The sequence below is a fragment of the Bacillus sp. I-2 genome (assembly GCF_001974945.1).
GTDB lineage: Bacteria > Bacillota > Bacilli > Bacillales > Bacillaceae > Bacillus > Bacillus safensis.
This window is the reverse complement of record NZ_LZRW01000011.1, coordinates 1-23931: the sequence shown is the minus strand read 5'-3', so window position 1 is coordinate 23931 and position 23931 is coordinate 1. Positions and strand designations below refer to the sequence as shown.

Annotated in this window: 31 protein-coding genes; 7 read left to right on the top strand and 24 right to left on the bottom strand. The window is 40.6% G+C overall.

Annotated features, from left to right (window positions below; genetic code table 11):
* Nucleotides 1–9: 9 nt before the first annotated feature.
* The gene (gene yknW / locus BAE31_RS03595; protein WP_041108825.1) at nucleotides 10–636 is read right to left on the bottom strand and encodes a YknW family membrane protein; all 627 of its coding nucleotides are present in this window, start codon (nucleotides 634–636) and stop codon (nucleotides 10–12) included.
* 517 nt (nucleotides 637–1153) lie between these two features.
* Between yknW and BAE31_RS03590 the strand changes: the two genes are divergently transcribed.
* Complete coding sequence (locus tag BAE31_RS03590; protein ID WP_024424734.1) at nucleotides 1154–1531, top strand: Rok-like winged helix domain-containing protein; 378 nt, start codon at nucleotides 1154–1156, stop codon at nucleotides 1529–1531.
* Between the two features lie 47 nt (nucleotides 1532–1578).
* On the opposite strand, the gene moaD is transcribed toward BAE31_RS03590, so the two are convergent.
* From moaD to BAE31_RS03560, 6 genes are read right to left on the bottom strand one after another with little or no spacing between them, the layout of a single operon-like run.
* Nucleotides 1579–1812, bottom strand: coding sequence for a molybdopterin converting factor subunit 1 (moaD, locus tag BAE31_RS03585; protein ID WP_041108823.1), 234 nt, complete (start codon nucleotides 1810–1812; stop codon nucleotides 1579–1581).
* Entirely contained in the window at nucleotides 1805–2296 is a 492-nt protein-coding gene (locus BAE31_RS03580; protein ID WP_056766335.1) for a molybdenum cofactor biosynthesis protein MoaE, read from the bottom strand. The genes moaD and BAE31_RS03580 overlap by 8 nt, the downstream gene beginning before the upstream one ends.
* Complete coding sequence (gene mobB / locus BAE31_RS03575) at nucleotides 2293–2817, bottom strand: molybdopterin-guanine dinucleotide biosynthesis protein B (protein ID WP_041109736.1); 525 nt, start codon at nucleotides 2815–2817, stop codon at nucleotides 2293–2295. The genes BAE31_RS03580 and mobB overlap by 4 nt, the downstream gene beginning before the upstream one ends.
* On the bottom strand, nucleotides 2799–4076 hold the full coding sequence (locus BAE31_RS03570; RefSeq protein ID WP_076839473.1) for a molybdopterin molybdotransferase MoeA: 1278 nt from the start codon (nucleotides 4074–4076) through the stop codon (nucleotides 2799–2801). Before BAE31_RS03570 ends, mobB begins: the two co-directional genes overlap by 19 nt.
* A gap of 9 nt (nucleotides 4077–4085) precedes the next feature.
* The gene (locus tag BAE31_RS03565) at nucleotides 4086–5102 is read right to left on the bottom strand and encodes a thiazole biosynthesis adenylyltransferase ThiF (RefSeq protein ID WP_076839472.1); all 1017 of its coding nucleotides are present in this window, start codon (nucleotides 5100–5102) and stop codon (nucleotides 4086–4088) included.
* A 30-nt stretch (nucleotides 5103–5132) separates the two neighbouring features.
* Nucleotides 5133–5714 carry a molybdenum cofactor guanylyltransferase gene (locus BAE31_RS03560; RefSeq protein WP_076839470.1) on the bottom strand — a complete coding sequence of 194 codons (582 nt, stop codon included), beginning with the start codon at nucleotides 5712–5714 and terminating at the stop codon, nucleotides 5133–5135.
* 85 nt (nucleotides 5715–5799) lie between these two features.
* On the opposite strand from BAE31_RS03560, the gene BAE31_RS03555 reads away from it, so the two are divergent.
* Nucleotides 5800–6717, top strand: coding sequence for a coiled-coil domain-containing protein (locus BAE31_RS03555; RefSeq protein WP_076839468.1), 918 nt, complete (start codon nucleotides 5800–5802; stop codon nucleotides 6715–6717).
* 47 nt (nucleotides 6718–6764) lie between these two features.
* Here the strand turns inward: BAE31_RS03555 and rok are convergent, their stop codons facing one another.
* The 3 genes from rok to ahpA all read right to left on the bottom strand — a co-directional run bounded on the left by rok (nucleotide 6765) and on the right by ahpA (nucleotide 8902).
* A complete protein-coding gene (gene rok, locus BAE31_RS03550; protein ID WP_041108810.1) occupies nucleotides 6765–7337 on the bottom strand; it encodes a transcriptional regulator Rok in 573 nt (190 codons plus the stop codon).
* 481 nt (nucleotides 7338–7818) lie between these two features.
* Nucleotides 7819–8277 carry a TlpA family protein disulfide reductase gene (locus tag BAE31_RS03545; protein ID WP_024424727.1) on the bottom strand — a complete coding sequence of 153 codons (459 nt, stop codon included), beginning with the start codon at nucleotides 8275–8277 and terminating at the stop codon, nucleotides 7819–7821.
* Nucleotides 8278–8359: 82 nt separating this feature from the next.
* Nucleotides 8360–8902 (bottom strand): biofilm-specific peroxidase AhpA, encoded by a 543-nt coding sequence (gene ahpA, locus BAE31_RS03540; protein ID WP_003211758.1) that lies wholly within the window; start codon nucleotides 8900–8902, stop codon nucleotides 8360–8362.
* A gap of 271 nt (nucleotides 8903–9173) precedes the next feature.
* On the opposite strand from ahpA, the gene BAE31_RS03535 reads away from it, so the two are divergent.
* Entirely contained in the window at nucleotides 9174–9983 is an 810-nt protein-coding gene (locus BAE31_RS03535; RefSeq protein ID WP_076839466.1) for a mechanosensitive ion channel family protein, read from the top strand.
* A 22-nt stretch (nucleotides 9984–10005) separates the two neighbouring features.
* Here BAE31_RS03535 and BAE31_RS03530 read toward each other — a convergent pair whose 3' ends face one another.
* The 14 genes from BAE31_RS03530 to fadH all read right to left on the bottom strand — a co-directional run bounded on the left by BAE31_RS03530 (nucleotide 10006) and on the right by fadH (nucleotide 20655).
* A complete protein-coding gene (locus BAE31_RS03530) occupies nucleotides 10006–10248 on the bottom strand; it encodes a YkuS family protein (protein WP_024424725.1) in 243 nt (80 codons plus the stop codon).
* Nucleotides 10249–10298: 50 nt separating this feature from the next.
* The gene (locus BAE31_RS03525) at nucleotides 10299–11477 is read right to left on the bottom strand and encodes an N-acetyldiaminopimelate deacetylase (RefSeq protein ID WP_075622950.1); all 1179 of its coding nucleotides are present in this window, start codon (nucleotides 11475–11477) and stop codon (nucleotides 10299–10301) included.
* Nucleotides 11478–11511: 34 nt separating this feature from the next.
* The gene (dapD, locus tag BAE31_RS03520; protein ID WP_008347987.1) at nucleotides 11512–12222 is read right to left on the bottom strand and encodes a 2,3,4,5-tetrahydropyridine-2,6-dicarboxylate N-acetyltransferase; all 711 of its coding nucleotides are present in this window, start codon (nucleotides 12220–12222) and stop codon (nucleotides 11512–11514) included.
* Between the two features lie 109 nt (nucleotides 12223–12331).
* Complete coding sequence (locus tag BAE31_RS03515) at nucleotides 12332–12790, bottom strand: flavodoxin (RefSeq protein WP_075622949.1); 459 nt, start codon at nucleotides 12788–12790, stop codon at nucleotides 12332–12334.
* Nucleotides 12791–12806: 16 nt separating this feature from the next.
* Nucleotides 12807–13700, bottom strand: coding sequence for a WD40/YVTN/BNR-like repeat-containing protein (locus tag BAE31_RS03510; RefSeq protein WP_076839464.1), 894 nt, complete (start codon nucleotides 13698–13700; stop codon nucleotides 12807–12809).
* Nucleotides 13690–14166, bottom strand: coding sequence for a flavodoxin (locus BAE31_RS03505; RefSeq protein WP_041108802.1), 477 nt, complete (start codon nucleotides 14164–14166; stop codon nucleotides 13690–13692). Before BAE31_RS03505 ends, BAE31_RS03510 begins: the two co-directional genes overlap by 11 nt.
* A gap of 123 nt (nucleotides 14167–14289) precedes the next feature.
* The gene (locus tag BAE31_RS03500; RefSeq protein WP_024424721.1) at nucleotides 14290–15171 is read right to left on the bottom strand and encodes a LysR family transcriptional regulator; all 882 of its coding nucleotides are present in this window, start codon (nucleotides 15169–15171) and stop codon (nucleotides 14290–14292) included.
* 97 nt (nucleotides 15172–15268) lie between these two features.
* Entirely contained in the window at nucleotides 15269–15712 is a 444-nt protein-coding gene (cbpB, locus tag BAE31_RS03495; RefSeq protein WP_034281593.1) for a cyclic-di-AMP-binding protein CbpB, read from the bottom strand.
* A gap of 146 nt (nucleotides 15713–15858) precedes the next feature.
* Nucleotides 15859–16050, bottom strand: a complete 192-nt coding sequence (gene abbA, locus BAE31_RS03490) for an antirepressor AbbA (RefSeq protein ID WP_003210802.1) — start codon at nucleotides 16048–16050, stop codon at nucleotides 15859–15861.
* A gap of 149 nt (nucleotides 16051–16199) precedes the next feature.
* Nucleotides 16200–16715 (bottom strand): ribonuclease H-like YkuK family protein, encoded by a 516-nt coding sequence (locus BAE31_RS03485; protein WP_024426864.1) that lies wholly within the window; start codon nucleotides 16713–16715, stop codon nucleotides 16200–16202.
* 146 nt (nucleotides 16716–16861) lie between these two features.
* The gene (locus BAE31_RS03480) at nucleotides 16862–17104 is read right to left on the bottom strand and encodes a YkuJ family protein (RefSeq protein WP_003212254.1); all 243 of its coding nucleotides are present in this window, start codon (nucleotides 17102–17104) and stop codon (nucleotides 16862–16864) included.
* A 184-nt stretch (nucleotides 17105–17288) separates the two neighbouring features.
* Nucleotides 17289–18185 (bottom strand): manganese catalase family protein, encoded by an 897-nt coding sequence (locus tag BAE31_RS03475; protein WP_075622945.1) that lies wholly within the window; start codon nucleotides 18183–18185, stop codon nucleotides 17289–17291.
* Nucleotides 18186–18605: 420 nt separating this feature from the next.
* A complete protein-coding gene (locus BAE31_RS03470) occupies nucleotides 18606–19826 on the bottom strand; it encodes an EAL domain-containing protein (protein WP_076839827.1) in 1221 nt (406 codons plus the stop codon).
* 64 nt (nucleotides 19827–19890) lie between these two features.
* Entirely contained in the window at nucleotides 19891–20655 is a 765-nt protein-coding gene (fadH, locus tag BAE31_RS03465) for a 2,4-dienoyl-CoA reductase (RefSeq protein WP_076839463.1), read from the bottom strand.
* 138 nt (nucleotides 20656–20793) lie between these two features.
* Here fadH and BAE31_RS03460 point away from each other — a divergent pair, with 138 nt between their 5' ends.
* The 4 genes from BAE31_RS03460 to BAE31_RS19445 all read left to right on the top strand — a co-directional run.
* Nucleotides 20794–21651, top strand: a complete 858-nt coding sequence (locus BAE31_RS03460; protein WP_076839461.1) for a metallophosphoesterase — start codon at nucleotides 20794–20796, stop codon at nucleotides 21649–21651.
* 156 nt (nucleotides 21652–21807) lie between these two features.
* Nucleotides 21808–22305, top strand: coding sequence for a L,D-transpeptidase family protein (locus tag BAE31_RS03455; protein ID WP_034623332.1), 498 nt, complete (start codon nucleotides 21808–21810; stop codon nucleotides 22303–22305).
* Nucleotides 22306–22378: 73 nt separating this feature from the next.
* Complete coding sequence (locus tag BAE31_RS03450) at nucleotides 22379–23656, top strand: MFS transporter (RefSeq protein WP_034281582.1); 1278 nt, start codon at nucleotides 22379–22381, stop codon at nucleotides 23654–23656.
* Nucleotides 23657–23765: 109 nt separating this feature from the next.
* Nucleotides 23766–23931, top strand: a 166-nt coding sequence (locus BAE31_RS19445; protein WP_481747477.1) for a transposase, incomplete at its 3' end; no start/stop codon positions are given.

Here is a 23931-nt window from a genome sequence, read left to right as displayed (position 1 = left end):
AAAAACCTTCTACCCCCAGCTTACTGATATGTTAATTGCTGTTCCTACATATTGAAAAATTAACGATAAGATATAAAAAACGCCGATAATCACCCAAGAAATTCTCGGTGATATACGCCCAACTCGGATGAATAAAAAGCCTGTTAAAACAAGATTCCAGATCACAAAAAGATCGATATTGGCTAACACCGCCTGCCATGGACCAGAAATTCGTATGAGCGCGTTTAACGAGGTAACCGTGATGTCTTTTGGAACATGAAAAAGGATTACTGCCAAATGAGAAATAATCGTCCCAATGATCGTAACGGGCGTAATGAACAGGACCGCTGAAAACAGCTGCCGAAATGATGCATCACCTTTCGCTAAAAATACGATGAACTTATATATAGCAGCATTGATGACAATCCCAAATACCAGACCAATAAGCGTCACCACATAAACAACAGGTACCGGCAAACTTAAATCTGCCCACATTCCCTTATTTACGAGCTCAGACAAATAAGTCACAACGACTGTTAAAATAAGCACACAAGATAAAGGCCACCAAACAACTGGATGTTCCCATACTCTTTTCAGGTGCTCTGATGGTCTTGTGCTCACTCCAATGATCGTAGGTTTTTGCATGTTTTCTTTCACCAAATGTCATCCTCTCTATGTCAAGCAAGTATGCAAACGCACAATGACGCTCTTTTTCTTTCTATTTTATCAAAAGATTGCCAATAAGTGATCGATCATTTAATTTTCTTATTTTCGTTGAGAAAAAATTTTATCTATTATTCTATTTTCACGAATGAAACCCTTCAAATGACCTCATGATCCGACAATATTCACATCAAGAATCGTGCTTTTACTGACTTAAAAACATTTTATTAAGTAAACAATATGTCTTTCGGAATAAATATCCTTTTCTTTTGGATTCGCATGGTCTTAGATAGACACAACAATTTTTTGTTAAAATAATCCTAGTAATTTCGGCGAATCCCGGCTTTATAGGACTATGATTGGTTTCTTTTACAGAACAAATAAGTCTTTAGTATCAATACTTTCATATTAAAAAATTAAAAATAAAGGGATTTTACTTGATCAAAAGTTATTTTTTCATATAATGTAAAATAGAGGTAGGTTAAATGATAGTGGAAATGGAGTCAAGTGAATGTTAAGAGAAAAATTGAAAATGCAATTGATTTTACTGTATGAAAAGGAACAAGAAGCATGGCAATACTTTCGAAAGGAAAGAGAATCGATTTATCATGAGCTCAAATTACTTGATATGAAAGAAAGCAGACCTTCTAACGACAAAATATACTACGCTGCAAGATGTGTAGATATTATTAAAGAGAAAAAGGGAAGCATTGTGAGCACAAAAGAATTAAAGGAACAGCTTCAAGCTCAAACAGATTTCAATGTGAGACGAATCAGCGAATTGTATGATCTCATTCAGCAGCTCGATCCTCACATTTCTAAAGCAAGAAGGGGATGTTTTATTTACGAAGATCACACCCAAGCACCTCTACAAACTTTTCACACATAAAAAATTGGTTACAGCCGGGTGGCCATAACCAAATCCTCTAATATCTATTATCCACCACTTACAGGAGGAATGAGTGCAACAGTGTCCCCGCTACGCACTTCAGCATTTTCCCTCGTATATATTTCGTTGACTGCAACCATTACGTTTTGTGCAGCATCAACACCATATACCTCCTGTAATTCTAATTTAATCTCATCAACCGTTGTTTGATCTTTTTGAATGATGATTTGTTGTTTACCGGCCTTCTCAGCAAGGCCGGCGAACAATAACACATTAATCATGCTGATCACCTTCTTTCTCTGCAAGTTGAAGATGGCTAGGTTTACCTTCTGGATATGAAACCGTTTCAAGCTGATCACCTATCCAGGCTTCTCCGTCTTCCCAATATTCTTTTTTCCAAATGGGAACGATTTCCTTGATTCGTTCAATGGCATATTCATTGGCTTCGTAGGCAGCCTTCCTATGAGGAGACGAAACGGCGATCGCAACAGCAATATCCGTTATCTCAAGTGTTCCAATCCGGTGCACAATCGCTGCTTCAGTGTCAGGCCACCGATTCTTCATTTCTTGTCCAATCTGCCTTAGCATATTTTCCGCCATTGGTATGTATGCTTCGTAGGTTAAACGCAATGTTTTCTTGCCGTTTGTCCATTCTCTGACCGTCCCGATAAACGTTGTAATGGCTCCTGCCTTTCGTCTTGTCACATGCTGAATCAATTCGTTTACCTCAATCGGCGTTTTTGTTATTTTAAAAAGTTCGCTCAAAACGTGCCGCCTCCCTTCAATAAGTGAAAAGCAGATGTCATCCCGCGCTTATCAAAAGCTGAAAACACAGGAAACGGGTAATTTTCGGTTAATGGATTCTCTTGAGAAAAATAAATAGCTGCTTGTATATTAGAAAGAGTCGAAAGGTCATTAAGCTCCTCTTCATTCTTGACACAAACGATTTTGCGATAAGGCGCCTGTTTGTACCCCTCTATGAGAACAGCGTCTAACGGAAGATGCTGACACATGTTGAGCAGCTGCTCTAACGTGATGTGCTGCATCGAAAAGTGAAATTCACCCTCTCCTTCAACACCTGCGGCATATGCACCTGCCTGAATATATCGATCAGTATCTTTTTCTTTGAAAAGACGATCTGGTGTCCCGCCATGTCCATGGTGTTTAAAGCAGCCTAGCTTCAGCCCTTCACGTTCAGCCAGCTGACAGAGCTTTTCGATCAACGTGGTCTTGCCGCTATTTTGATAACCGACCACCTGTAATATGCTTAATTTGTCATCCAGCATGGAGACCCACCGCCTTTGTGCTGAAACAGCAGAACATCAACTTGATCACCTGCTTGAAAACCTCTTGTTCCCCCAGGCAGCACGATGAAACAGTTAGCCTCTGCAATAGAGGTCACTGCACTTGATTTATCAAGACCTGTTGGAGTCACACTGATGTGACTGCCAGTGAATTGAAGGGCCGCCCTGACAAATCGAGTGAACGGATTGGCTTTCGGAAAATCATGTGTGAGTTTCGCCTCAGCGAAGCCGGGAAACGGATTTTCTTTCCTATACCATTTATAAATGATCGGTTTCACAAATAATTCAAAGCCCACAAAACAGGCAGCAGGGTTGCCGGACAGCCCAAACAGCAATTGACCATTCGGCATTGCAGCCACAGTCGTCACACTTCCAGGTCTCATGGCTACTTTATTAAACAGGACCTTGGCTCCCAGCTTTTCATAAATGGCAGGCAGAAAGTCAAAATCACCCACTGACACACCGCCTGTTGTGATCAGAATGTCTACCTTGCTCATGGCTGCTTTTACTGCATGATAACTTTTGTCAAAATCATCGGAGACTCCGCCTAAATCAAGCGGCTCAGCTACGGCCTCAAGTACTTGCGCATAGACCATACTAAGATTACTATTTCTAATCTTGCCGTCCACCATGGCATCACTTACTTGAAGAAGCTCTGTGCCTGTTGAGATAATGCCAATCACCGGTTTTTTGACAACTGGCACTACCGCATATCCGAATGTCGCCAATAGAGCCGTGACGCCAGGAGTGACATCTGTTCCTTTTTTGACCATCACGTTTCCTTTGAGTACCTCTTCTCCTTGACGAGAAATATTGTCTCCCTTTTTCAGCGGTCTTTTCAGTGACATGAATGATTTGCCGCCTTTTTCAAAAGTCTTCGTCAGTTCAATCATGATAACGACATTTGCGCCATTTGGAATTTTTGCTCCTGTCATAATACGAATGGCCTGAAAGGGACCGATGGTTTTTGCTGAGACCATTCCTGCACCAATATGATCAATGACCTCGAATTCCACTGGATGCGCACTTGACGCTTCTTTTGTATCTTCTGCCCGAAGTGCAAAGCCATCATAAGGAGAACGATCAAATGCCGGAACATCATGGTCTGCCAAAATATCTTCTGCAATAAACCGTCCAAGGCTGTCTTTTAAAGGGACCCATTCTATTTCTCCATTTTTTTCGTATTGGTGGACTTTCTTTATAGCCTCTTCTACTGGTATTGGCTGCCGTCTTTCCATCACACATCACTCCTATATCCCTAGCAGTCTTGCTAGTAATGAATTGGCTTCTTTTTCATCATTTGTTCCATGGATTAATGCACGTCCCCCTTTGAAACAGACCATTCGGTAGTTTTCATAGCGTACATGGATTAAGAAGTCGTTTACTTCCACCTCACATATAGATGAGAGCCGCTCTTTCATATGCTGAAATGATAGTTTTGCTAAATCCTTTGAAACAATTTGAACGGTGTCACGTCCGCAAAGGACCGTCGATTTTTTACGCTGGTCATGTAAATAAGGATAGGTTCTTGCCGTGCCGCAAGTTGGACAGGTCTTCTCTTTAGTGCGAGATAAATCCATTTTAAAGGATGTGGACTGCCAAAGATCAAACGTGACAAATTTCCGCTCGATTTGCTCTTCATGACCTGTTAAATACTTGAGTGCCTCTGTTTGCTGATAAGCAGAGACCATTTGAACGGCAGGTGAAATAATCCCCGCTGTATCACACGTCAAGCCGTCAACAGGCATTGCCGTGAACACACATGATAAACATGGCGTTTTATCCGGCAATATGGTCATATACATCCCCTGACTGCTCACACAAGCGCCATATATCCACGGCGTCTTCGTTTCTAGTGATAAATCATTCATCACCATTCTTGTCTCAAAATTATCTGTTGCATCAATGACGATATCTGCTCTCTGGAATAACGGCCTTAACAGCTCCGCCCCTGCATCTTCAATCAGGGCGTGTATCGTCACTTCATGATTGATCTGCTCGAGACGTTTTTTTGCCGCAGCTGCTTTTGGCACATGTGCCTTTGCATCATGTTCCGTGTACAGCTGCTGCCGCTGTAAATTTGAAAATTCCACATAATCACGATCGACAATCGTAAGCGTACCGATGCCAGACCGAACAAGCCCTTCCGCAGAGGCGGTACCAAGAGCACCGGCTCCAACGATCAGAACGTGACTTTCAGCCAGCGCATGCTGTCCTTTTTCCCCAACCGGAGGGAACAAGATTTGTCTTGAATATCGGTCATTCAATGCTGTTCTCTCCTCACCGTTTTTTATGTATCATATCATACCGTTTTCAGGTAAATCGCTTCTTTTATTGATATTACGAAATTCGTTTGATGTCACGTTCAATTCTTCCTCTGAAACGATGCGCACATGAAGCTTTTGAAGCAAGTCCTTGACGGCAAATTGATTCTCTTTTAAACACGCGCGAATAAAAGGCAGTGAGCGGCGGTGATAAAGCGCAAATAAAGGCTGTAATCTGCCCTGAACAAGCGGGATGATAGCGTCTGCGTGCTCGCTGCAATAGGACGATAATACTTTCGCCGTTTCCTTCCGTATGAAAGGCATATCACATGCCGTTACTAAATACCATTCTGCCTCTTGCTTTTGCATCGCCGTATATATGCCGGCAAGCGGTCCGCATCCGCGCACCTCTTCATCATCTAACCACACACTTTGTTCACCTCTTGCTTTGAAAAAAGGAAGAAGCGATGGATGGCTGATGATAACTGTCTGCTCTTCTAAAAGCTGCTCTTTCACATGCTCATATAATGGTTTCCCTTGATACATATGACTTGCCTTTGGCTCTCCAAAGCGTCTGGAAGCGCCTCCAGCTAAAATTACATTCACTACGTGCATCCTCTAAGTCCTCCTTTGATATGGTTGTTCTAATCGCACTCCTTTTGCATACTTTATTGGTAACATGAATAAGGAGGGTCTATCGATGAACAGGCGCCATGCTTCTCCCCTATTCCATGATTTATCTCAAGAGAATTTATACTTAAAAGCTGAAACTGCCAAATATCAACAAATGATCTCTGATTTACAGTCCTCATATACGTATTCTAAAAATAAGAAGTTAACTCAAGAATATCATGAGATGAAAAAGGATTTCACGCAATTAAAACAACAATTGGATGAAATGACCAATGATCAACACAGTGCTGCCTCAAAAATACAGGAACTCTCCTACAGCAAATCAGAATTATTACATAAAATGGTCCTTCTTCACGAGATGCTGCAAAAGGAAACCTATCATAGAAGAAAAGAAACCGAAGAAAAACACAGGCTGCATTTGAAAGTTGTCAAATATAAAGAAATCTCTCAACAATTAAATGAACGGATAGAGGATCAAGATAAACAGCTTGCAAAAGAGGAGAAAAAAGGAAATACTTTATCCGCAGTGATTGAGAAGCTGCAGCAAACATTGAGCGATAAAAATGCAGAGTTTCATGTATTACAGGAAGGCGTCAGACACCTTGAAGAGCGTTTTTATGAAACACAAGAGAAATTGCTACAAATAGAAAAAGCAAAAGAAGCGATTTTTTACGAAACGCTCACAAGCTATCAAAAACAGTTAGCAGAAAGCGAAGAATGGATCGCCTCTCATTTTGCTGATATTGACCAGTCAGCACAAACAAATGCACAGCCATTCTCACGAGACCGCATCCTGCAAACGACAGAAGAAATCGAACCGATCTTGAAGAAACTCAACGAACAAGTTCAATCACTTCAGGAACAAGTCGATGCAGTGCAGCGTAACGGAGAGGTCATGACAGTCAAAATCGACAGCTTTAAAAAACAGCGTGATCACCTGCCCAAGGAACGCAAAATTGTCTATACAGTTGATCAAAAGAAGTAATTCTCGAAATAAAAAACTGCTGGCTTTTATGCCCAGCAGTTTTTTATTTATTCGTCTTCTGTTTGAATGTCGCCTTCTAAAATATACTGTCCGCGATAAGGCTTCTTCACTTCAGGGTACATTTTAATTAAGCTTTGCATAAACGTTGTCATATTTGGGATTTCAAGACCGCTCTCTTTTTCGATCTCTTTTTGAAGCTCTGAGCTTTTAATCGCTGCATTATGACGTTTTAACGTTTTAATCGCAGCTTCACGAAGCTTCGCTGCCTTAGAGCCAGGACGAGCTGTGCCTCTTCTGCGTCTTGTCGATCCTTCAGGAATACCTACAGGCGCACCGTTTAGCTGTCCTGTTCCTATAGATGACGATTGTGGTTGTGCCGGCTGCTGGTAGCTTCTCATTTCTTGCGCAGCAAGCTCAGCTAATACAGGCAGTGAATCCGTCTTTCTCTCTGTACGTACTTCTTTTTTTGTATCTGACACTAGACCTGTTCCTTGACGGTCTAATTCTCTTAATTTTGCATAAATCGCATCTCGCTCAATTTGATATTCACGGATGACCTTTACTTCTGCCTCGTTTAATTGTTCCAATCGTAAACGTAACGCTTCCCTCTCATTAAACAATGGATTTCCCCCTCATCATATAAAAAATATTCTATAGTAAATATTAGATTAGAAAACTAATTTTATCAACTATTTTTTTATCATTTTACAGTTTACTAACAGATAGGTATTTTCAACTAAAATTTTGCCAAAGAGGAAAAATCGGCACCCATTTCATTGCCACTATAGGCTTTTGACAAACCTTAAAATATTGTAAAAAAATTGAATAAACGCTTATACTACTTGATTTATATAGTTATTTACCTAACTGAAATTTCTTTTGTGCAAAAACGTTCTGAATAGTAAAAAGTTAAAATCTTTACATTTTCATTTCAAAACAAAAATGTAAATAGGTCGTTATACCTTTTTGTTTCAGGGATATTTTTTAATAAACTCCCTCATTTTCTCTTTTCTTAGGAATAATACCTACACAAAAACTCATCCGAAGCCATATGCTCCCTATTTTTGTCCATGAAAAAACCCCCATTTATGGGGGGGAAGCTTATTCTGCAGCCTTTTCAGACTCAGAAAGCACTCGATTGACACGTTTTTCAAGCATTTTCATTCCGCTTCCGCCGGCTTGGAAGTGGCGCAAAGCACCTGTTTTATCAAATACATAATATGCCGGTACATATTCGTTTTCAAAGGCTTCTGTTAAGTGATGATCACTGTCCACAAAGATTGGCTGCGTGATTTCATGCTCTTTCGCAACTTCTTTGATTTTTTCTAAATCTAGGTCATCCTCTGAACGAGGCATATGAACTGCCACAACGTTTAGTTGATCCTTGTATTCATCACGGAATTGATTGACTTGAGGCATTGCCTCTTTACAAAGATGACAGCTGACTGACCAGAAATGAATCAATGTTGGTTTGTCACCAATCAAATCTTCTTTTGTTACTTCTCCATTTAACCATTCTTTTGCGCCAGTTAGTTCTGGCATTGGTTGACGTAATTTCATTATGAAGCGCCTCCATCCATTGTATGTGTCGAAACAAAAAGGTCTAACATCAGTTAGACCCTCCTGTTTCTTCAGTTATCAATTAAAGTGTTTTTTGACCAGGTTTCCAGTTCGCTGGGCAAAGTCCACCAGTTTGTAGTGCTTGAAGAACACGTAATGTCTCATCTACATCACGACCGATGTTGTTGTGGAATACTGTTTGGTATTGAAGTTCGCCTTCTGGGTTAATGATGAATAAACCGCGAAGAGCAATTCCTTCTTCTTCAATTAAAACGCCGTATTCTCTAGATACTGTGTGGTTAGTATCAGCAGCTAACGGGTATTTTAATTCACCTAGACCATTATCTTTACGGTCTGTATTGATCCAAGCAAGATGCGTGTGGATTGTATCAGTAGATACACCAATGATTTCTGCATCTAAATCTTCGAACTCATCATAACGATCGCTCATTGCTGTAATTTCAGTTGGGCAAACAAATGTGAAATCCATTGGATAGAAGAAAAGAACTGTCCATTTGTCATTCTTCATGTTTTCCTCTAAACTTACTTTACCAAATTCCTTGTTAGCAAGTACTGCTTCCATTTCAAAACGTGGAGCTTGCTTTCCTACAAAACGCTCTGCCATATGTAAATCCCTCCAAAAAATAATATCTTTATACAGTCTTCTTAGCTGTATATAAAATGAGAATCAAAACTTAAAATTCTCATTTAGTTAATAACTTCACAATTACAATTATAATACTTATGCGATTTTTAGTCAATATTAATTAATAATAAATTTAATTAACGATTTGTCACAATTCCTGCTCTACTTATCAAAAGTTTAACATGACTTGCATAAGGGAACAAATGATTAGCTTCTCTTTTAGAGCATACATAGAAAGGTTTTGAAGATTATGAGAGCATTTCAACAAGTAGATTGGGTTTCCATTATCCTCAATAGCAGTATAATTTTGCTAAAAATAGTCGCCATTTTTGCCATTTACTTTATCATCAGAGCCATAGGAAACAAGATGATTAAACGCGCCTATTCAACATTCGCTGAAAAGCATGAAGTCTCTTTATCAAGAGCTCAGACACTGCAAAGTCTGACGTTAAATATTTTCGCCTACTTATTGATTTTTATTCTAGTTGTGATGATCCTCGACTTATTTCATTATAACCCGACCGCTTTACTGGCAGGTGCAGGCGTTGTGGGACTTGCGATCGGTTTTGGCGCTCAAGGGTTAGTGAGTGATATTGTGACTGGATTCTTTATATTATTGGAAAAACAATTTGATGTAGGAGAATATATAACGGTCGCTGGCTTCGATGGGATTGTCGAACAAATTGGCCTAAGAACCACGCAGCTTCGAAGCTTTGACGGCACCCTTCATTTCATTCCAAATCGCAGCATACTGAATGTGAGCAATCATTCTAGAGGGACGATGCAGGCACTCGTTGATATTGAGCTGTCACCGGATGAAAATGTGGATCAGATGATCACAGCCCTTCAAGCTGCCTGTGATGAGGTGCGGGAGGAAACTCCTCAAATTATCGAAGGTCCTCAAGTTGTCGGCGTGGAGGCGTTCGGTTCCTCTTCCCTTGTGCTGCGCATCATAGCGAAAACTGAAACAATGGAGCAATGGCGGGTGGAACGAATCTTGCGCAAAAAAATGAAAGAAGTACTCGATATAGAAAAAGAGCAAAAAGAACCGGGATCATAATCTACCGGTTCTTTTTCTTGTTTTATTGAACACGCTGTTCTACTTCTTGGCAAATTTCATCAGCCGTCATACCTGATGCTGTAATAACAGATGCCTTTGTTGTTGTGTCTGAAATGCCAAGAACATTTGAATCTAGTCCTGTGACGACATAACAGTCACACTGATCCATTTGCTGCTCATTTTGAATACGTACGACATCATACCCTTTTTGCTTCAATAGTTCTTCTACATCGGATAAAGATTGTTCTACACCAATTCTTGTCATAATCAAGAACACCTCCTGTTCATAAGGTGTACAGGAGACAGCTCGATTATTCATTCGCCAGCTTGCTTTTTAAAATAAGCCGTCATGACATTCACAGCTGTTTCAATCGCGTTTTCATCAGGCTGGAGCTTTGCATGGTGCAGGCCGTATTCTGAATCGACCCCTAACCAAAACATAAAGCCGGGATACTTTTTCAGCATGTACCCAAAATCTTCTCCTGTCATGGCTTCTCTGCATTCAATCACATTTGCTAGCCCTTCTTCAGCTACATATGACATAAATTCCTCAGTCAAATCCTTTGAATTGTCCACTTCGTAATAAGATGAAGGGTATCGAACGGTTGCCTTGCATTCGTAGCCAATTTCAATACCTTTTGCCAATGCTTCAATTCTCTTTCTCACCTTGTCCATAGACTCTGGGGATAGTGTGCGAATGGTACCGTCAAGCTTTGCATGCTGCGCAATAATATTTTGAGCCGTTCCACCGGTAATTGTACCGACTGTAATGACCGCACTATCAAGGGGGTCGACATTACGCGAAATGACCGATTGCAGCTGACCTACAAGTGCACTTGCAGCAACAACCATATCATTTGCTAAATGAGGATACGCAGCGTGTCCTCCTTTTCCTTCAAGCTCAATCACAAGCTCACTCGTATTGGCAAATAACAAACCAGGCTTCGTAGCAATTGTTCCAACAGGGTATTCAGGTGCGATATGCAGCGCTGTAATAAAGTCAGGCGTCCATTTTTTCAATACATCACTTGCAAGCATCGGTTCAGCTCCGCCTGGACCTTCTTCTGCCGGCTGGAAGATAAATAATACATCTTCTTTGATCGGTTCATGAACGAAATGATCAATGATACCAAGTGCAATGGTCATATGAAGGTCATGTCCACATGCATGCATCTTTCCTTCATGCACAGATTCAAATGGATACCCTGTTTCCTCAGGAATAGACAGACCATCCATATCTGCACGATAAGCAAATACGCGCGTTGGATTTGTTCCCTTCACTTTCACAAATAGCCCAGTTCGCCACGTTTCAATCTCAACTCGATCTTTTGAATAGGTACTAAGGTGCTGAATGAGATACGCTTGTGTTTTAAATTCTTGGAAACCAAGCTCAGGGATTTGGTGTAAATCTCTTCGAATGGATATTAATTGCTCACGATTTAACAAGTGAACTCGCTTCCTTTCTTCTATACGAATAAGACGTGGATATCTCATCCACGTCTTTGTCTTCAGCTGCGAATTATATGAATTAAAGCTGACGCAGTTCTTGTTTGATTTCAGTCTTACCTTTTGTTTTCTCATCGATGTCTTTGATTTTCTTTGCAGGTGTACCTGCTACAACTGTGTAAGGCTCTACATCGTTTACAACGATCGCACCAGCAGCTACTACTGCACCTTTACCAATTGTCACGCCTTCTAGAACAACAGCGTTCGCACCGATGACAACGTCATCTTCTACAACAACTGGTTTAGCAGACGGCGGCTCAATGACACCTGCAAGAACAGATCCAGCACCGATATGACAGTTCTTACCTACTGTCGCACGGCCGCCAAGCACCACGTTCATGTCAATCATCGTACCTTCGCCAATCACAGAACCGATATTAATAGAAGCACCCATCATAATGACTGCATTATCACCGATTTCAACTTGATCACGAATGATTGCCCCTGGCTCAATACGGGCTTTAATGTTTTTCAAATCTAACATCGGAATTGCAGAGTTGCGGCGGTCATTTTCCACGACAACATCTTCAATTTTGTCTTTGTTAGATGCTAGCGCTTCTTGAATTTCGCTCCACTCACCGAAAACAACTCCAGTGTTTCCTGTGATGAATGTTTTTGCATGTTCACCAAACTCAATACCTTCTAAGTCACCTTTGATATAGACTTTGACAGGTGTTGATTTTGTACTATTTTGAATAAATGAAATAATTTCATTAGCGTCCATTTGTTTCATGTATGTATGTCCTCCTCTTAATTTATACTTCATTACTGTACCAAAGGAGTGTTTTAATGACAAGTGTTAGAGTCATCTCCGCAATGGAAAATAAAACAAGCGGGACCGATTATCCCGCTTCTTGCTGGTGAAGCTGAACAAATTGTCTGCCAAAAGAAATTAATTCGTCTTCCTCCTCCCCTTCTGGATTCAGCTCAATCTTAACTGAGGGCAGGACAATGTCACCGCCAAGCTCCTTCACTTTTTCTTCGATTAAATCAACAGCTCCGCAAAAATGTTCGTAAGATGTATCGCCAGAACCAAATACTGCAAATGCTTTTCCCGTTAAATCAAGCTCTTCCATTTCTTCATATAAATCAATAAAATCATCCGGAAGATCGCCATCTCCCCATGTATACGCCCCTAACATAATGTGCGAGTAATCATTGAGCAGCTCAGCATCAATATCCATCGCTTCATGCCGATCCACGCCGGCTCCTGCTTCCGTTAACCCTTTTTCAATTAAATCTGCCATCGCTTCTGTATTTCCAGACATCGTGGCATATACCAATAAGACCTTTTCTGTCACTTTTTCTTCCTCCTTATCAATGAATCAATGCAGGCTCCTCATATGGCCTGACAAACTTACTTTCATATAAACCCGCACAGAAAAAGTTTTCGTTTTGATTGGCTACACGAAAACCATGTCCTTTGATCGTATCAAACCATTTGAGCTCTTTTTGCTCGATATCAAGCTGATACACTTTAGAAAATCCGTGTTCGTCTTGTGAGGTGGTCACATACACAATGCCATTATCCTCTGACACATCCAAAAATGATTCTTCTTTAGCAAAGGCCTGTGATTGAATATCATGCAGAATATTTGTATGTAAATCTAAAATTTGAACAGATCCTTTTTTGCCTTTTTTTGAACCTAACGCACAAACAAGAAGATGTTCATGACAGAGCAGCATAGAAGCCGTCATTCGGTGCTCCTCTCTGTTTAGAAGAAAAACCTGTTCACTCTTCAAGTCATACACCCATATTCCTCCGTGAACCTCATGAATCTGTGTTCCAATATAAAGGTGATCACCAGCAGCACATAAAGAACGAATGACCGGCGGATGATTCACATGAGCAAACGGCTTCATAATTTCCCAGGAAATTCCGAAATCATTTGACACATAGATACTATGTTTTCCATGCGCACACACAAATCCATCTTTGCGTCCTGTAATAGACCAAACGACTGCATTTGTTGGGAATGAAGATAACGCCCATGTGTTGCCTTCGTCTCCTGATCTAATTACTGTGCCATTTTCACCAACACCGAATAAATAAGGGCCAATATAGCTGATCGCATGGATTTTATGCTTGAGCTTAAACAGCTGCTGCCATCCGCTCTCCACATTATAGTGAAAAATACCTTCACGTTTTACAGCAACAAAGTATCCACCACTTTTAGATGCTGCAACGGCTGTTGCTCCTTTATGAAACATGATTTTCAACTCGTTTCTCAGATAAAGCAGCCCACGTTAAAAAGCTCGCAGCAAATTCCTGACAGCACGCCACATCTTCATCTGTATCCGGTGCAAGCTCCATTTTTAATGTTTCAGGAAAAACAGATGCACCCGTTGATTTCAGCATGTCATGGAATGTATGGACAGCCTCGCAAAACTTCGGATAGCTGTAATCACCCGATCCAAAGACAGCTGCTTTGATGTGACGAAGTTCCAGCGTAGAGACCTCTTCATAAAAATCCTCTGCTTCATATGGCAAATCTCCATCACCCCATGTATAAGAACCAATGAATACGTAATCGTATGAGGAAAGGTCTTCAGCATTCGTATCATCAAACTCCATCATCTCTGTATCGATCCCTTTTCCTTCAAGTGTTTGCTTTAAGATCGCTGCCATATCTTCCGTATTTCCAGACATACTCGCAAATGCAATTAGTGCTTTCATCTATCGGTCACCTCATCTAAATGATAATCATTTTCAATTATTATATGTACACTTTAAATGATAATGATTTTCATTGTCAAATGATTTCATAAAAAAAAGTACCTCCTAATTCCAAGAAGGTACTTACACGGCATCATTCTCAAGCATTTCTTTAACCACACCAACAAATGCTTGTACCTGTTTTAACTGAAAAGACGCTTCATAGCCTAGCAGCCATGTGTCACGGCCGATTTGCTCTCCGTTCACATCAACAAGCGGTGTTTTATAAACACTTTTTTCGTGGTCATATAAGGTAACAGAAGGCAAAATGGCGTAGCCGATGCCGTGGTAGGCCATTTGTTTACATGTTTCAATTTGGTCTACTAAAATCGTCTGCTTTGGAGACACTTTAAACTTTTGGTGCCACCAGTGCTGGATTTCCTGATAATACGTGCTGTCGCTTTTAAATTGGATAAATGGCCGCTCTGTCTTGATTAATTCATCTACGTCCTTGATCACGGAATCAACTAAATATAAATGATCTGTCATCAAGTATTCCTTTGTCCCCTTCCAATCAGGGTTTCCGCGAATGATTCCTATGTGCACGTGGTCTTCATACAAGCTTTTGAGCATTTCACTGCTCCAGCCAGTAACGAGTGATACTTTGGCATTTGGGTATTTTTCAACATACCGTTTTAACACCTTTGGCAGCCAGTGCTGTCCAATAATCGACGCCACCGCAAGCTTGAGTGTACCGTGAATATCACCCTCAAGTTCATCAATTCGCTCTCTCACTCGATCCTGTTCAACCGTCACCTCTTTTGCAAATTGAATAATCTGTTCACCTGCCGAGGTCACAGTCAGCCCCTTTTGTGAACGAAAAAAGATTTTGGTACCCCATTCCTTTTCGATCGTCTGCAATCTTTGAGATAATGCAGGCTGGGAGACAAAGAGCCGCTCTGAAGCCTTTCTCATATTCAATTCTTCACTTAGCACAACAAGCATATGTAACTCCTGAAGCTGCATGGGTGTCCCCTTTCTCTCTATAAGTTTTCCTTATTTTATATGCTCATTATATAAATTTTAACTTATGAAGGCAAAAAAAAATAAGCTGGGCTGCAGCTCATTTTTTTGCGGAATGAATGACCTCATTTAAGCGCTTTAATACAACTCGTCGAGTAAAAATGCCTTCAAAGACCTGCTCCTCATTTTCTACACAAACAAATCCATTATTCGTCACAGCGTGAACGCCTTTTAGTACAGGATCTGTTGTTTTAAGTCTCGGAATATCCGTCAGCATGACCTCTTCAACCTTCAACTGGTCGAGCTTCTCGAATTCGATACGTTCTAAACCGAAGATTTTATCCATAATCATATTCGTTCCGATTAACCCGTGTAAATGATAAGAAGCGTCTAATACCGGTATGGCTGTATATCCTGTTTTTGTTAGAACCAATAGGGCATGCTCAAGATTATTTCCAATTTGAACATGTGCCACCTTATCTGCATCAATCATATGCTCGGCTACTGTTGACTCAAGCAATTGAGTCGGTTCTATCTCTATCATGTTTCTTCGACCCCTTTTCTCTCAATCATCAATCATACATTCCCCTTTACCATTAAGCATAAACTAAAACGAAATTTGTCGAAAGATTTTTTCTGCATAAAAAAGATACTCAGCCCCCGAGTATCTAATAGAATGTTAAATCAATATTAATTCTCAAACCTTACTCTGTCATACAATGTGATCAATTGCTTATACGTATTGTCGTCGACATTTTTTGTTCCACATTCTATATCATTGATCTCACTGCTTAGTAATTCGACAGCATATTCCTGATTCAGCAATACGTTTAATAATAGCTTTTTCTCTTCTTCATTAAAACGATTTTCGATGACGCTCATTCAACATCAGGCCCCCTGTTTCATATATGCTTTTATATTGATTAGCAGGCTTTTGAATGTCTGCTTCCTCTCTATACAGCTAGAATAAGGAACTAGAATCGAATCGTCAACCGCACGTTTCGACAAGGTTTGGAGAAAAATGACGGAATTTATTTTGTGTATCGATTGGCATAGCAAAATGCTGCATATGAGTCGGGTTTTATTTTCGCTTCAATTCCCATAGCTGTGATCATTCCGGTCATTTCCTGAATCAGCTCTTTTGTACTTCCTTTTTTGCCAATATCCAGATGGGCTTCAAAACGAAGGTCTGCCCCTTCCTCAGCAAACGGAAGAAGCAAATCCATCAGTTCTGTTAAAGGCCCCTCAAGGATGTCTGCACATACCTTTTGGCTAAACGCTGTCTCTAATGAAATTTTTTCTCTAAGACTTTGCACGGGTCTCTCGATCACTTGTTGTGTGAGACAGCCCCAAGCTCCTTTGCCAATCCGGTGGAGATGAATTGCAGTCATAAATGTTGTGACATTTTGATTGACCTGAGAGTCCGTACCAATTGATAACACATAGGCGGATCTAGGGTCTTTTCGAATAAAGTCTTTCATTCTCATGACGACATCAGAAAACGCTAAATGATCTTCAGAAAGATTGTAGAAAAAAGAATCACTCACAGAAAGGAACTCCTTTTTAATGGTCTCTTATCCGAAAAATGCGCTGATTGATCATCTTCCATTTGTACATATCATCTATGATGATCCATGTATGCTGCCGCAATAAACGAAGGAATCCTCAGAAAAAACATTTCATACGATTCAGCTTAGGATTGTAGAAGCTCAAAAATCTCAATCGAAATCATATCAATGTTGTCAAATGGGAAAGTATTTGGCTTATCCCCTTGTTGAAAAACAGTCAATTCAAACGTTTGATTCTTTTCGAAATACTTAACACTACAGATTTTCTCACCGTTCACTTCGAAATAACGCTGTGCCGGCTCGTTTGCAGCTTCTGCTGTCTCTTGAAGACTTTGCAGCCTTGTAATGATACCCATTAATTGTGACATTCTAAAAAAAGACTCCTTTCAAAAAAACAACTCAAGATGAACCCGTATTGATTATACACAAGTCCTACAAAGCATCATACCATAAAGTGTTCTCAGATGATATTTTTCCTCTTGAATTCAAAAAAAGAAAAAGAATCTGTTTTTTTAGTTTGAGTCTTTTTTCTCATCTCATGCACCATGATTTTTATAAACCAGCAGATCTCATCAACCGTTTCGCAATTTCATCAAAATCCTCTTTTGAAATGCCTGGTGCAAACTCTTCCGGTAATTCTCTATAATCTGGCACAGGTGCACCTTGCGGGGTGCCCTCAATGACTGTCAGCGGCTTTCCATCAATCGGATGGCTGCCTTTCCAAATTTTATTGATATCCTTGTAATCCGTATCACTAAATGTATACAGCTTTGTATGAACATTCTGGTCTTCAAATTTCCTCGCTGAGTCAAAGTATTTGTTGTCGAGGTTTGGGATTGGCAGCATCTTCCCAACATCTACTCCTGTAGCGACTTCAAGTGCCTTTGCATATGCCACAATATGCACGCCGCCCCTGACAAGTAAATAACCGATCATCTCTCTTGCTGTAGGATGGTCCGTCATTTCATATACGCGCATTTTGTGCGTACGTGCTCCGCATTCAAGAAAGAAATTATGGAGAAGATCAAGAATGAGGTTGCCACTTGAGAACACATTCTCTCCGGTCCAAGGTTTTGCCATTGAATCAAACGGATAGCCTGTTTGGGCTGTTTGAATAAAATGCTGTGTATTTCGTTTATCGACAGCTGCCTTCATCGGCGTCGTATCTGGGTCCCCGCCATGGGTAGTTCCTGTAATCATGAGATTGATGGCTGTGGTTACAAGCTCAACATGACCAAATTCTTCAGCCGTAATACTGGATACGAGGTCATAAAACGGTTTAAGTTTTCGTTTTCCTCTAAAGTTAAAGGATTGAAACATGTAATTATTTAATGTGGACATTTCACCGAATTTTCCGCCGAGTAATTCTTGCACAGCAGCGGCACCATTTGCATCTGGGTGATCTGGCCTTGGCAAATCAATGAGCAGCCGCATGTCACGTTTGATCATGATGTTTCCCTCCTACCGTCTAACTATCATCACTTAAGATGTATGGAAGGTTTGGGCTGTCCTATGCATGAAGGGAAAGATTGAAGCACAAAAAAAACTTGGCGGGGGTAGCGCCAAGTTTTTTGGATCTTGATCTGATAGAGGGGTTGGGGAACAGAGAGTAGCTTCTCTCTATAACTAAATGATAATGATTATCAGTTTCATTGTCAACCATTTTTTATTTCTTTTTTCTATCAAAAAAAGCAGCCTGCAAGGCTGCTCAGATTGATGACAAAAGGCTAAAATTCCTTTTGTTTATATTTCAGCGTGATAGAAAACCTTTGAAGTCTAGAAAGGACGAGTACCGGAGAGGATTTTACATTCGTGAGCACTGCCACGCAGGACTTAACGAATGCGAGGGTTTGTCTTCACGCCGCGTCTTCAAATTAATCCATCTTGCTCATATAAATAAGCATACGGAAGGTCTATAAACAAATACATATCTCCCTCTAAAGGATAAGAAAACGTACGTATCCTCTCACCGGTTTCTAAATCACTGTAAATATCGCTGAAAAATCCTTTTCCGCTAATTCTCATTTGAAGAATATTTGCTAGGAAATAAGGACGCCAGCTCCAGTTTTTTTCGATATACTCCGGCTGAAACAGCCATTCTTCTTCTTTTTTGAACACATTTCCAGTGATTTGAAAGCCTTCTTCATTACACATATAAATCCGGAAGCTGCAATCTGTTAGTTCAAGTGCCAGTTTTTGAATGAGCTCATCATTTGTGCTGCACGCTTTCTTTAAAGTCGTAACAGCTTGATGAATTCGTTTATAAAATGTTTCAGAATGTTCGTAGACCGCTTGCAGCTTCTTTTTCTCATGGGCAATAAATTGCTGAAATTCTTCTCTAAGCTGATCTTTTCGATGGCTTCGGTCGATTAGTTCTCCCGCAGGCTCATGAAGATAGAACCCTTGAAAATATCTCCCGCCATTTCTCCAAGCATACTGCAGCTGGAAATTCGCTTCAATGTCCTCATAAATTAAGGCAGCTCCTATTTTTCTCGCAAGCAATGAAATACTGTACAAGACATATTCATAGGAAGGAGATGGCGCCGATGCCTTTAATGCCTGTAAATCTATTTTTAATAAATCAGGTGAAAGCAAGGCAATCCGGTCCAGATTACTGCTTTCTTTTCCTATATTTGAGACGGCGATTTTAATCCCATATGTACGATAATACGTTAACGTATGGTATAGCTGTTCAATGTCGCCGCTAAACGTATGCTCTGCAAACTCAATAACAAATCGGTTAAGCTGAATGCCCCTTGCTTCATATTCTTTTAAAAGTTCTAAAAAGCTTTCTCCATGATCCAGCATGAGGATATTGGCATCATGATTAATAAAAATGAGCAAATCGTCATCTGCTGTTGTGAAGAGATCAAGTGCTTGAGTCAATACTTTGTAATCTACTTCCAATTTATATTCGTCAGGAATAGATGAATCCGTAAAGAAGGAGCCTAGGCTGACCGTTTCTGACTCAAGCTTCATTCTTCCTAGAATCTCATAGCCTATCACTTTTTGCTCTTCCGCACTGAATATTGCTTGATAGTGCGGGAAAACATCTTCAATATTCGTTAAAATATCCAATGGATCGACCATTTTCATCACCTGCTTCTCTCTTTGTGTGATTATACCACATCAAAAGCAGGTCTTACATCGTCAATCAAAATGGTGATTGGTTGAGCCATTGTCCCCCATCCATCGTGATACAATCTCCATTTATATAAGACGCATGCTCAGACAATAAAAAGCTCGCAAGCGCTGCAATTTCCTCAGGTGTTCCCAGTCTGCCAAGAGGAACACTATCTAATGTTCTTTGCGCTGCCTCTTCAGATTCCCATAGTTTATCTGCACCGCCTGTTCTCTCAATTGGACCTGGTGCGATCGCATTGACGCGAATTCGATATTGCTTCCCCCATTCCACAGCAAGCGTTCGAGTGAGAGACAACACACCGGCCTTTGCTGCCGCCGAATGCGCCACGCCTACACCAGCACCCCATGCATAGGTGGCCACCATGTTAATCATACTTCCCCTTTTCTTTTGACGAATCCAGTAATTCCCCACTGCATGGCTGCAAAAAAATGTACCGTTTAACACAATATCAATGACAGCCTTCCAGCCGTTAGGAGACAGTTTTTCTGCTGGCACTAAAAAATTTCCTGCTGCGTTGTTAATGAGGGCATCGACATCACCAAATGTATCCACTGCAAACTTGACCATTTGGTCAGCATCCTCTGGGTTTCGTACATCCATTTGGAAATAAGCGACAGATCCGCCCTTCTGCTTCATTTCTTTTGCCGTCTTTTCCAGCGTCTCTTCCGTTCTACCAGTAATCACGACATTCCAGCCTTCAGCTGCCAAATGATCAGCCATCACCTTCCCCATACCGCTTGATCCCCCTGTGACAATCACTGTTTGTTTCGTCATTTGTTCTCCCCCTCTGTGTCATTTGAATGACTATTCATTCATTATTGTCTATCATATCATGATTGACCCTCGGTGCACCATATGGGAGATTATCCAAATATGATGCTATACTTAATTTTATTTATAAAGGAGTCTTATATGAAGCAGCTTTCCCGCAGACAATTTTTAAAAGGAGCAGCTGGTGCGAGTATTCTCGGTTTTTTGGCTACAAGTTGTGGATATGGATATGCCAGGTACATTGAGCCGCGCATGATCGATACCGTGTCACTGACCATTCAAGATGCTCAGCTTCCAGCTTCATTTGACCAGTTTAAAATAGCCCAATTTAGTGACGTTCATTTGAGTGATACATTCGGTGCGAAGAATCTAGAAGCCATTGTCCAGAAAATCAATGCTGCATCTCCAGATCTCATTGTGTTCACAGGTGATCTCGTTGATTTTCAAGCATCCTCTGAAGAGCATGAAAAAGCGAAGGCTTATTTGAATAAGCTTCATGCTCCGTTCGGTAAGCTTGCCATCTACGGAAATCATGACTACGGACCATTTGGCGTGGAGCTTTATGAGAAAACAATGGAGGCTTGTGGATTTACGTTATGTAAAAATGATGTGTTTCTATTAGAAAAAGATCATGCGCATATTCAGATTGCTTCACTGGATGATCTCATGATGAGCGTGCCTGATTACGATTTGATCAAACGGGAAGTATCAACTGATTTATTTACATTACTGCTCGTCCATGAGCCTGATGCCGCATTAGAGCTGAAAGCAACACCTATTAACTTGCAGCTTTCCGGGCATACGCATGGCGGTCAAGTGCAGCTGCCTTTCTATGGACCGATTCTCACAGCACCTTACGGCCGTACATATATAGAAGGTTTATACGGCAGCGATCAGCACCGCATCTATGTCAACCGTGGACTTGGAACAACGCGGCTGCCGCTTCGGTTTTTAGCCAAACCCGAGTTAACCTTTTTTACCTTGACATCTCGCGTATAAATAGAAGCCAAACCGCCCTCTCCTGCATATGTATAATCAAAGTTCTTTTTCATGACAAATGTTAGGAGAAACCTTACTGGGCCTGATTCCGTCCATATAGTATGTCAAGTGACGGCATCATGGCTTCTTTTATTTGAGTAAAAGGAGTGTGCTTTGGTGCTTCGATACACGGTGAAAAGTGGAGAAACCCTTGCTTCTATAGCACTTGATTTTCGAACTACAACAGATGCCTTAAAAGCTGCAAATCCGTCACTTCAAGCTCGTGAGCCCGAACAAAATGAGGTCATTATCATTCCTGGTTTACCGGATCCTAATACGATCCCTTACCGCATTTTTGTTTCAATTTCAACGAAACGTCTCGTTTTGTTTTCTGGATCACAGCTTATTCGTTCGTATCCGATTGCAACAGGGAAAATTTTAAATATGACACCGACAGGTTCTTATTATATTGTCAACAGACAGCCAAACCCAGGAGGTCCCTTTGGCGCTTATTGGCTGAGCCTCTCAAAAATTCATTACGGCATTCACGGTACGAATAACCCGTCTTCAATTGGTAAAGCTGTTTCTAGAGGATGCATTCGAATGTATAATCAGAATGTCATCGAGCTTGCTTCACTCGTTCCAAACGGAACACCTGTGACCATTAGCCAGTAGAAGAAATCAATTGTACGAATGCTTAAAATTTTATATGATATAAAGTGGGATCTTCAGGTTAAGGAGCGTATTTATGGATATTTTTAAAAACAGAAATTTTGTTCGTCTCTTTTTTGCAGCACTTGCTTCGCAAATGGGGACAACAGTAGGCAATATGGCGTTTGCCTTTTATTTGCTCGACCATTTTAGTCATCAGCCCGCATACGCCACATTGGCTGAGCTCATGTATTCTCTTCCTACCGTCTTTGTCTTTTTTATGGTCGGTGTGGTCGCAGACCGTTTTGATCGTAAAAAAGTCGCAGAGAATTGTGATTGGATACGAGCTGGGCTGACGATTGTATTATTCATCGTTATTTATTTTAATTCACTGCCACTTATTTTCTTGATCTTGTTCATTCGAAGTGCCATTACGAAGTTCTTCTATCCAGCTGAAGCTTCTCTCGTTCAGGCCATTTTAAATAAAGATCAATATGCAAAAGCCGCTGGTTTAAATCAAATGCTGTTTAGTTTATTTATGGTATTTGGCGTTGGAATTGGTGCCATCATGTATAAAACGATTGGACTTCACGGTGCCATTACAATTGATTTAGTCAGCTTTATTATTTCAGGCATCCTGATTCGTTCATGTAACATTCCAATTGAAGCGCGTCAGCCAAATGGACAAGCTGGCTGGAGAGGCATGACCATCAAAACGTCTCTGAAAGATTTTAAAGAAGGCATTCTGTATATTTTAAAAAACAAATTATTGGCTTCTTTAATTTTTGGCTTTTTTGTTTTCGGTCTAGTCAATGGCGCATTTGCCGTTCTTCCGATGTTTACAATGAAATATGGACTTTCACCGGACCATTTTGAGCTGCATACATCCTTCTTTACAATTGCGATTGGTGCAGGATTGCTCGTTGGAAGCTTAATGGGCTCTGTCCTCGCTAAGAAGGTAAAGATGCAATATCTCATGTCGATTCCAATTCTGGTCGCAGGTATTTTGATTTTTGTCCTTGGTTCTACCCATACATTATGGTTGTTTTATGTCACATCATTTGTCATTGGTACATGCATTGGCCCAGTCAACATTGTCATTGGCGGCTGGCTGCCTAGAATCGTCCACCCTCGCCTGATGGGCCGTGTGTCAGGATGGGTTGATCCGCTTACTATGTTTGCTCAATCGATGACATTAGGTCTGATTGCTGTATTATTTCCAAAACTCATCACAAATGTTTCTTATATTTATTACGGAATGGGCTTTATTATTTTACTCGTCTTCCTTTTTTACTTCATTACACTGCCAAAGTTCAGCAGAGAAGCTGCCGACTTAGACGTGCAGCGTGAACTAAAGGGTCAGGGAGTTCAATAAATGAATAGTCAAAAGGACTTTCTTTATAAAGAAAGTCTCAGCTTGTAGACAAAGTCTACAAGCTTTTTTGTATAATAAGGGTAATAACACATTTCTGTGGGGGATAAATATGTTATCGAAACGTGAAGAAGAAAGAAGAAATCAATTAGAAGTCGTGGCCTTAGATGAATTAGTGCCTGAAGATCATCTCGTACGAAAAATTGATCAAGCGATCGATTTTGATTTCGTTTATGATCTTGTCAAAGATCATTATAGTTCTGATAACGGCAGACCAA

What these genes read in the sequence shown, in the direction of transcription:
- mobB (WP_041109736.1), bottom strand. Translation starts at nt 2,817, where the DNA reads ATGCTGGATGACAAATTAAGCATATTACAGGTGGTCGGTTATCAAAAT.
- dapD (WP_008347987.1), bottom strand. Translation starts at nt 12,222, where the DNA reads ATGAAACAAATGGACGCTAATGAAATTATTTCATTTATTCAAAATAGT.
- BAE31_RS03535 (WP_076839466.1), top strand. Translation starts at nt 9,174, where the DNA reads ATGAGAGCATTTCAACAAGTAGATTGGGTTTCCATTATCCTCAATAGC.
- BAE31_RS03560 (WP_076839470.1), bottom strand. Translation starts at nt 5,714, where the DNA reads ATGCACGTAGTGAATGTAATTTTAGCTGGAGGCGCTTCCAGACGCTTT.
- BAE31_RS03590 (WP_024424734.1), top strand. Translation starts at nt 1,154, where the DNA reads ATGTTAAGAGAAAAATTGAAAATGCAATTGATTTTACTGTATGAAAAG.
- BAE31_RS03470 (WP_076839827.1), bottom strand. Translation starts at nt 19,826, where the DNA reads ATGGTCGATCCATTGGATATTTTAACGAATATTGAAGATGTTTTCCCG.
- BAE31_RS03450 (WP_034281582.1), top strand. Translation starts at nt 22,379, where the DNA reads ATGGATATTTTTAAAAACAGAAATTTTGTTCGTCTCTTTTTTGCAGCA.
- BAE31_RS03555 (WP_076839468.1), top strand. Translation starts at nt 5,800, where the DNA reads ATGAACAGGCGCCATGCTTCTCCCCTATTCCATGATTTATCTCAAGAG.
- BAE31_RS03460 (WP_076839461.1), top strand. Translation starts at nt 20,794, where the DNA reads ATGAAGCAGCTTTCCCGCAGACAATTTTTAAAAGGAGCAGCTGGTGCG.
- abbA (WP_003210802.1), bottom strand. Translation starts at nt 16,050, where the DNA reads ATGAGCGTCATCGAAAATCGTTTTAATGAAGAAGAGAAAAAGCTATTA.
- BAE31_RS03525 (WP_075622950.1), bottom strand. Translation starts at nt 11,477, where the DNA reads ATGAGATATCCACGTCTTATTCGTATAGAAGAAAGGAAGCGAGTTCAC.
- ahpA (WP_003211758.1), bottom strand. Translation starts at nt 8,902, where the DNA reads ATGGCAGAGCGTTTTGTAGGAAAGCAAGCTCCACGTTTTGAAATGGAA.
- BAE31_RS03475 (WP_075622945.1), bottom strand. Translation starts at nt 18,185, where the DNA reads ATGATCAAACGTGACATGCGGCTGCTCATTGATTTGCCAAGGCCAGAT.
- BAE31_RS03545 (WP_024424727.1), bottom strand. Translation starts at nt 8,277, where the DNA reads ATGAAATTACGTCAACCAATGCCAGAACTAACTGGCGCAAAAGAATGG.
- BAE31_RS03480 (WP_003212254.1), bottom strand. Translation starts at nt 17,104, where the DNA reads ATGTCACAATTAATGGGTATCATTACAAGGCTGCAAAGTCTTCAAGAG.
- cbpB (WP_034281593.1), bottom strand. Translation starts at nt 15,712, where the DNA reads ATGATAGAGATAGAACCGACTCAATTGCTTGAGTCAACAGTAGCCGAG.
- moaD (WP_041108823.1), bottom strand. Translation starts at nt 1,812, where the DNA reads ATGATTAATGTGTTATTGTTCGCCGGCCTTGCTGAGAAGGCCGGTAAA.
- BAE31_RS03530 (WP_024424725.1), bottom strand. Translation starts at nt 10,248, where the DNA reads ATGACAAGAATTGGTGTAGAACAATCTTTATCCGATGTAGAAGAACTA.
- BAE31_RS03505 (WP_041108802.1), bottom strand. Translation starts at nt 14,166, where the DNA reads ATGAAAGCACTAATTGCATTTGCGAGTATGTCTGGAAATACGGAAGAT.
- fadH (WP_076839463.1), bottom strand. Translation starts at nt 20,655, where the DNA reads ATGACGAAACAAACAGTGATTGTCACAGGGGGATCAAGCGGTATGGGG.
- BAE31_RS03500 (WP_024424721.1), bottom strand. Translation starts at nt 15,171, where the DNA reads ATGCAGCTTCAGGAGTTACATATGCTTGTTGTGCTAAGTGAAGAATTG.
- BAE31_RS03510 (WP_076839464.1), bottom strand. Translation starts at nt 13,700, where the DNA reads ATGTTTCATAAAGGAGCAACAGCCGTTGCAGCATCTAAAAGTGGTGGA.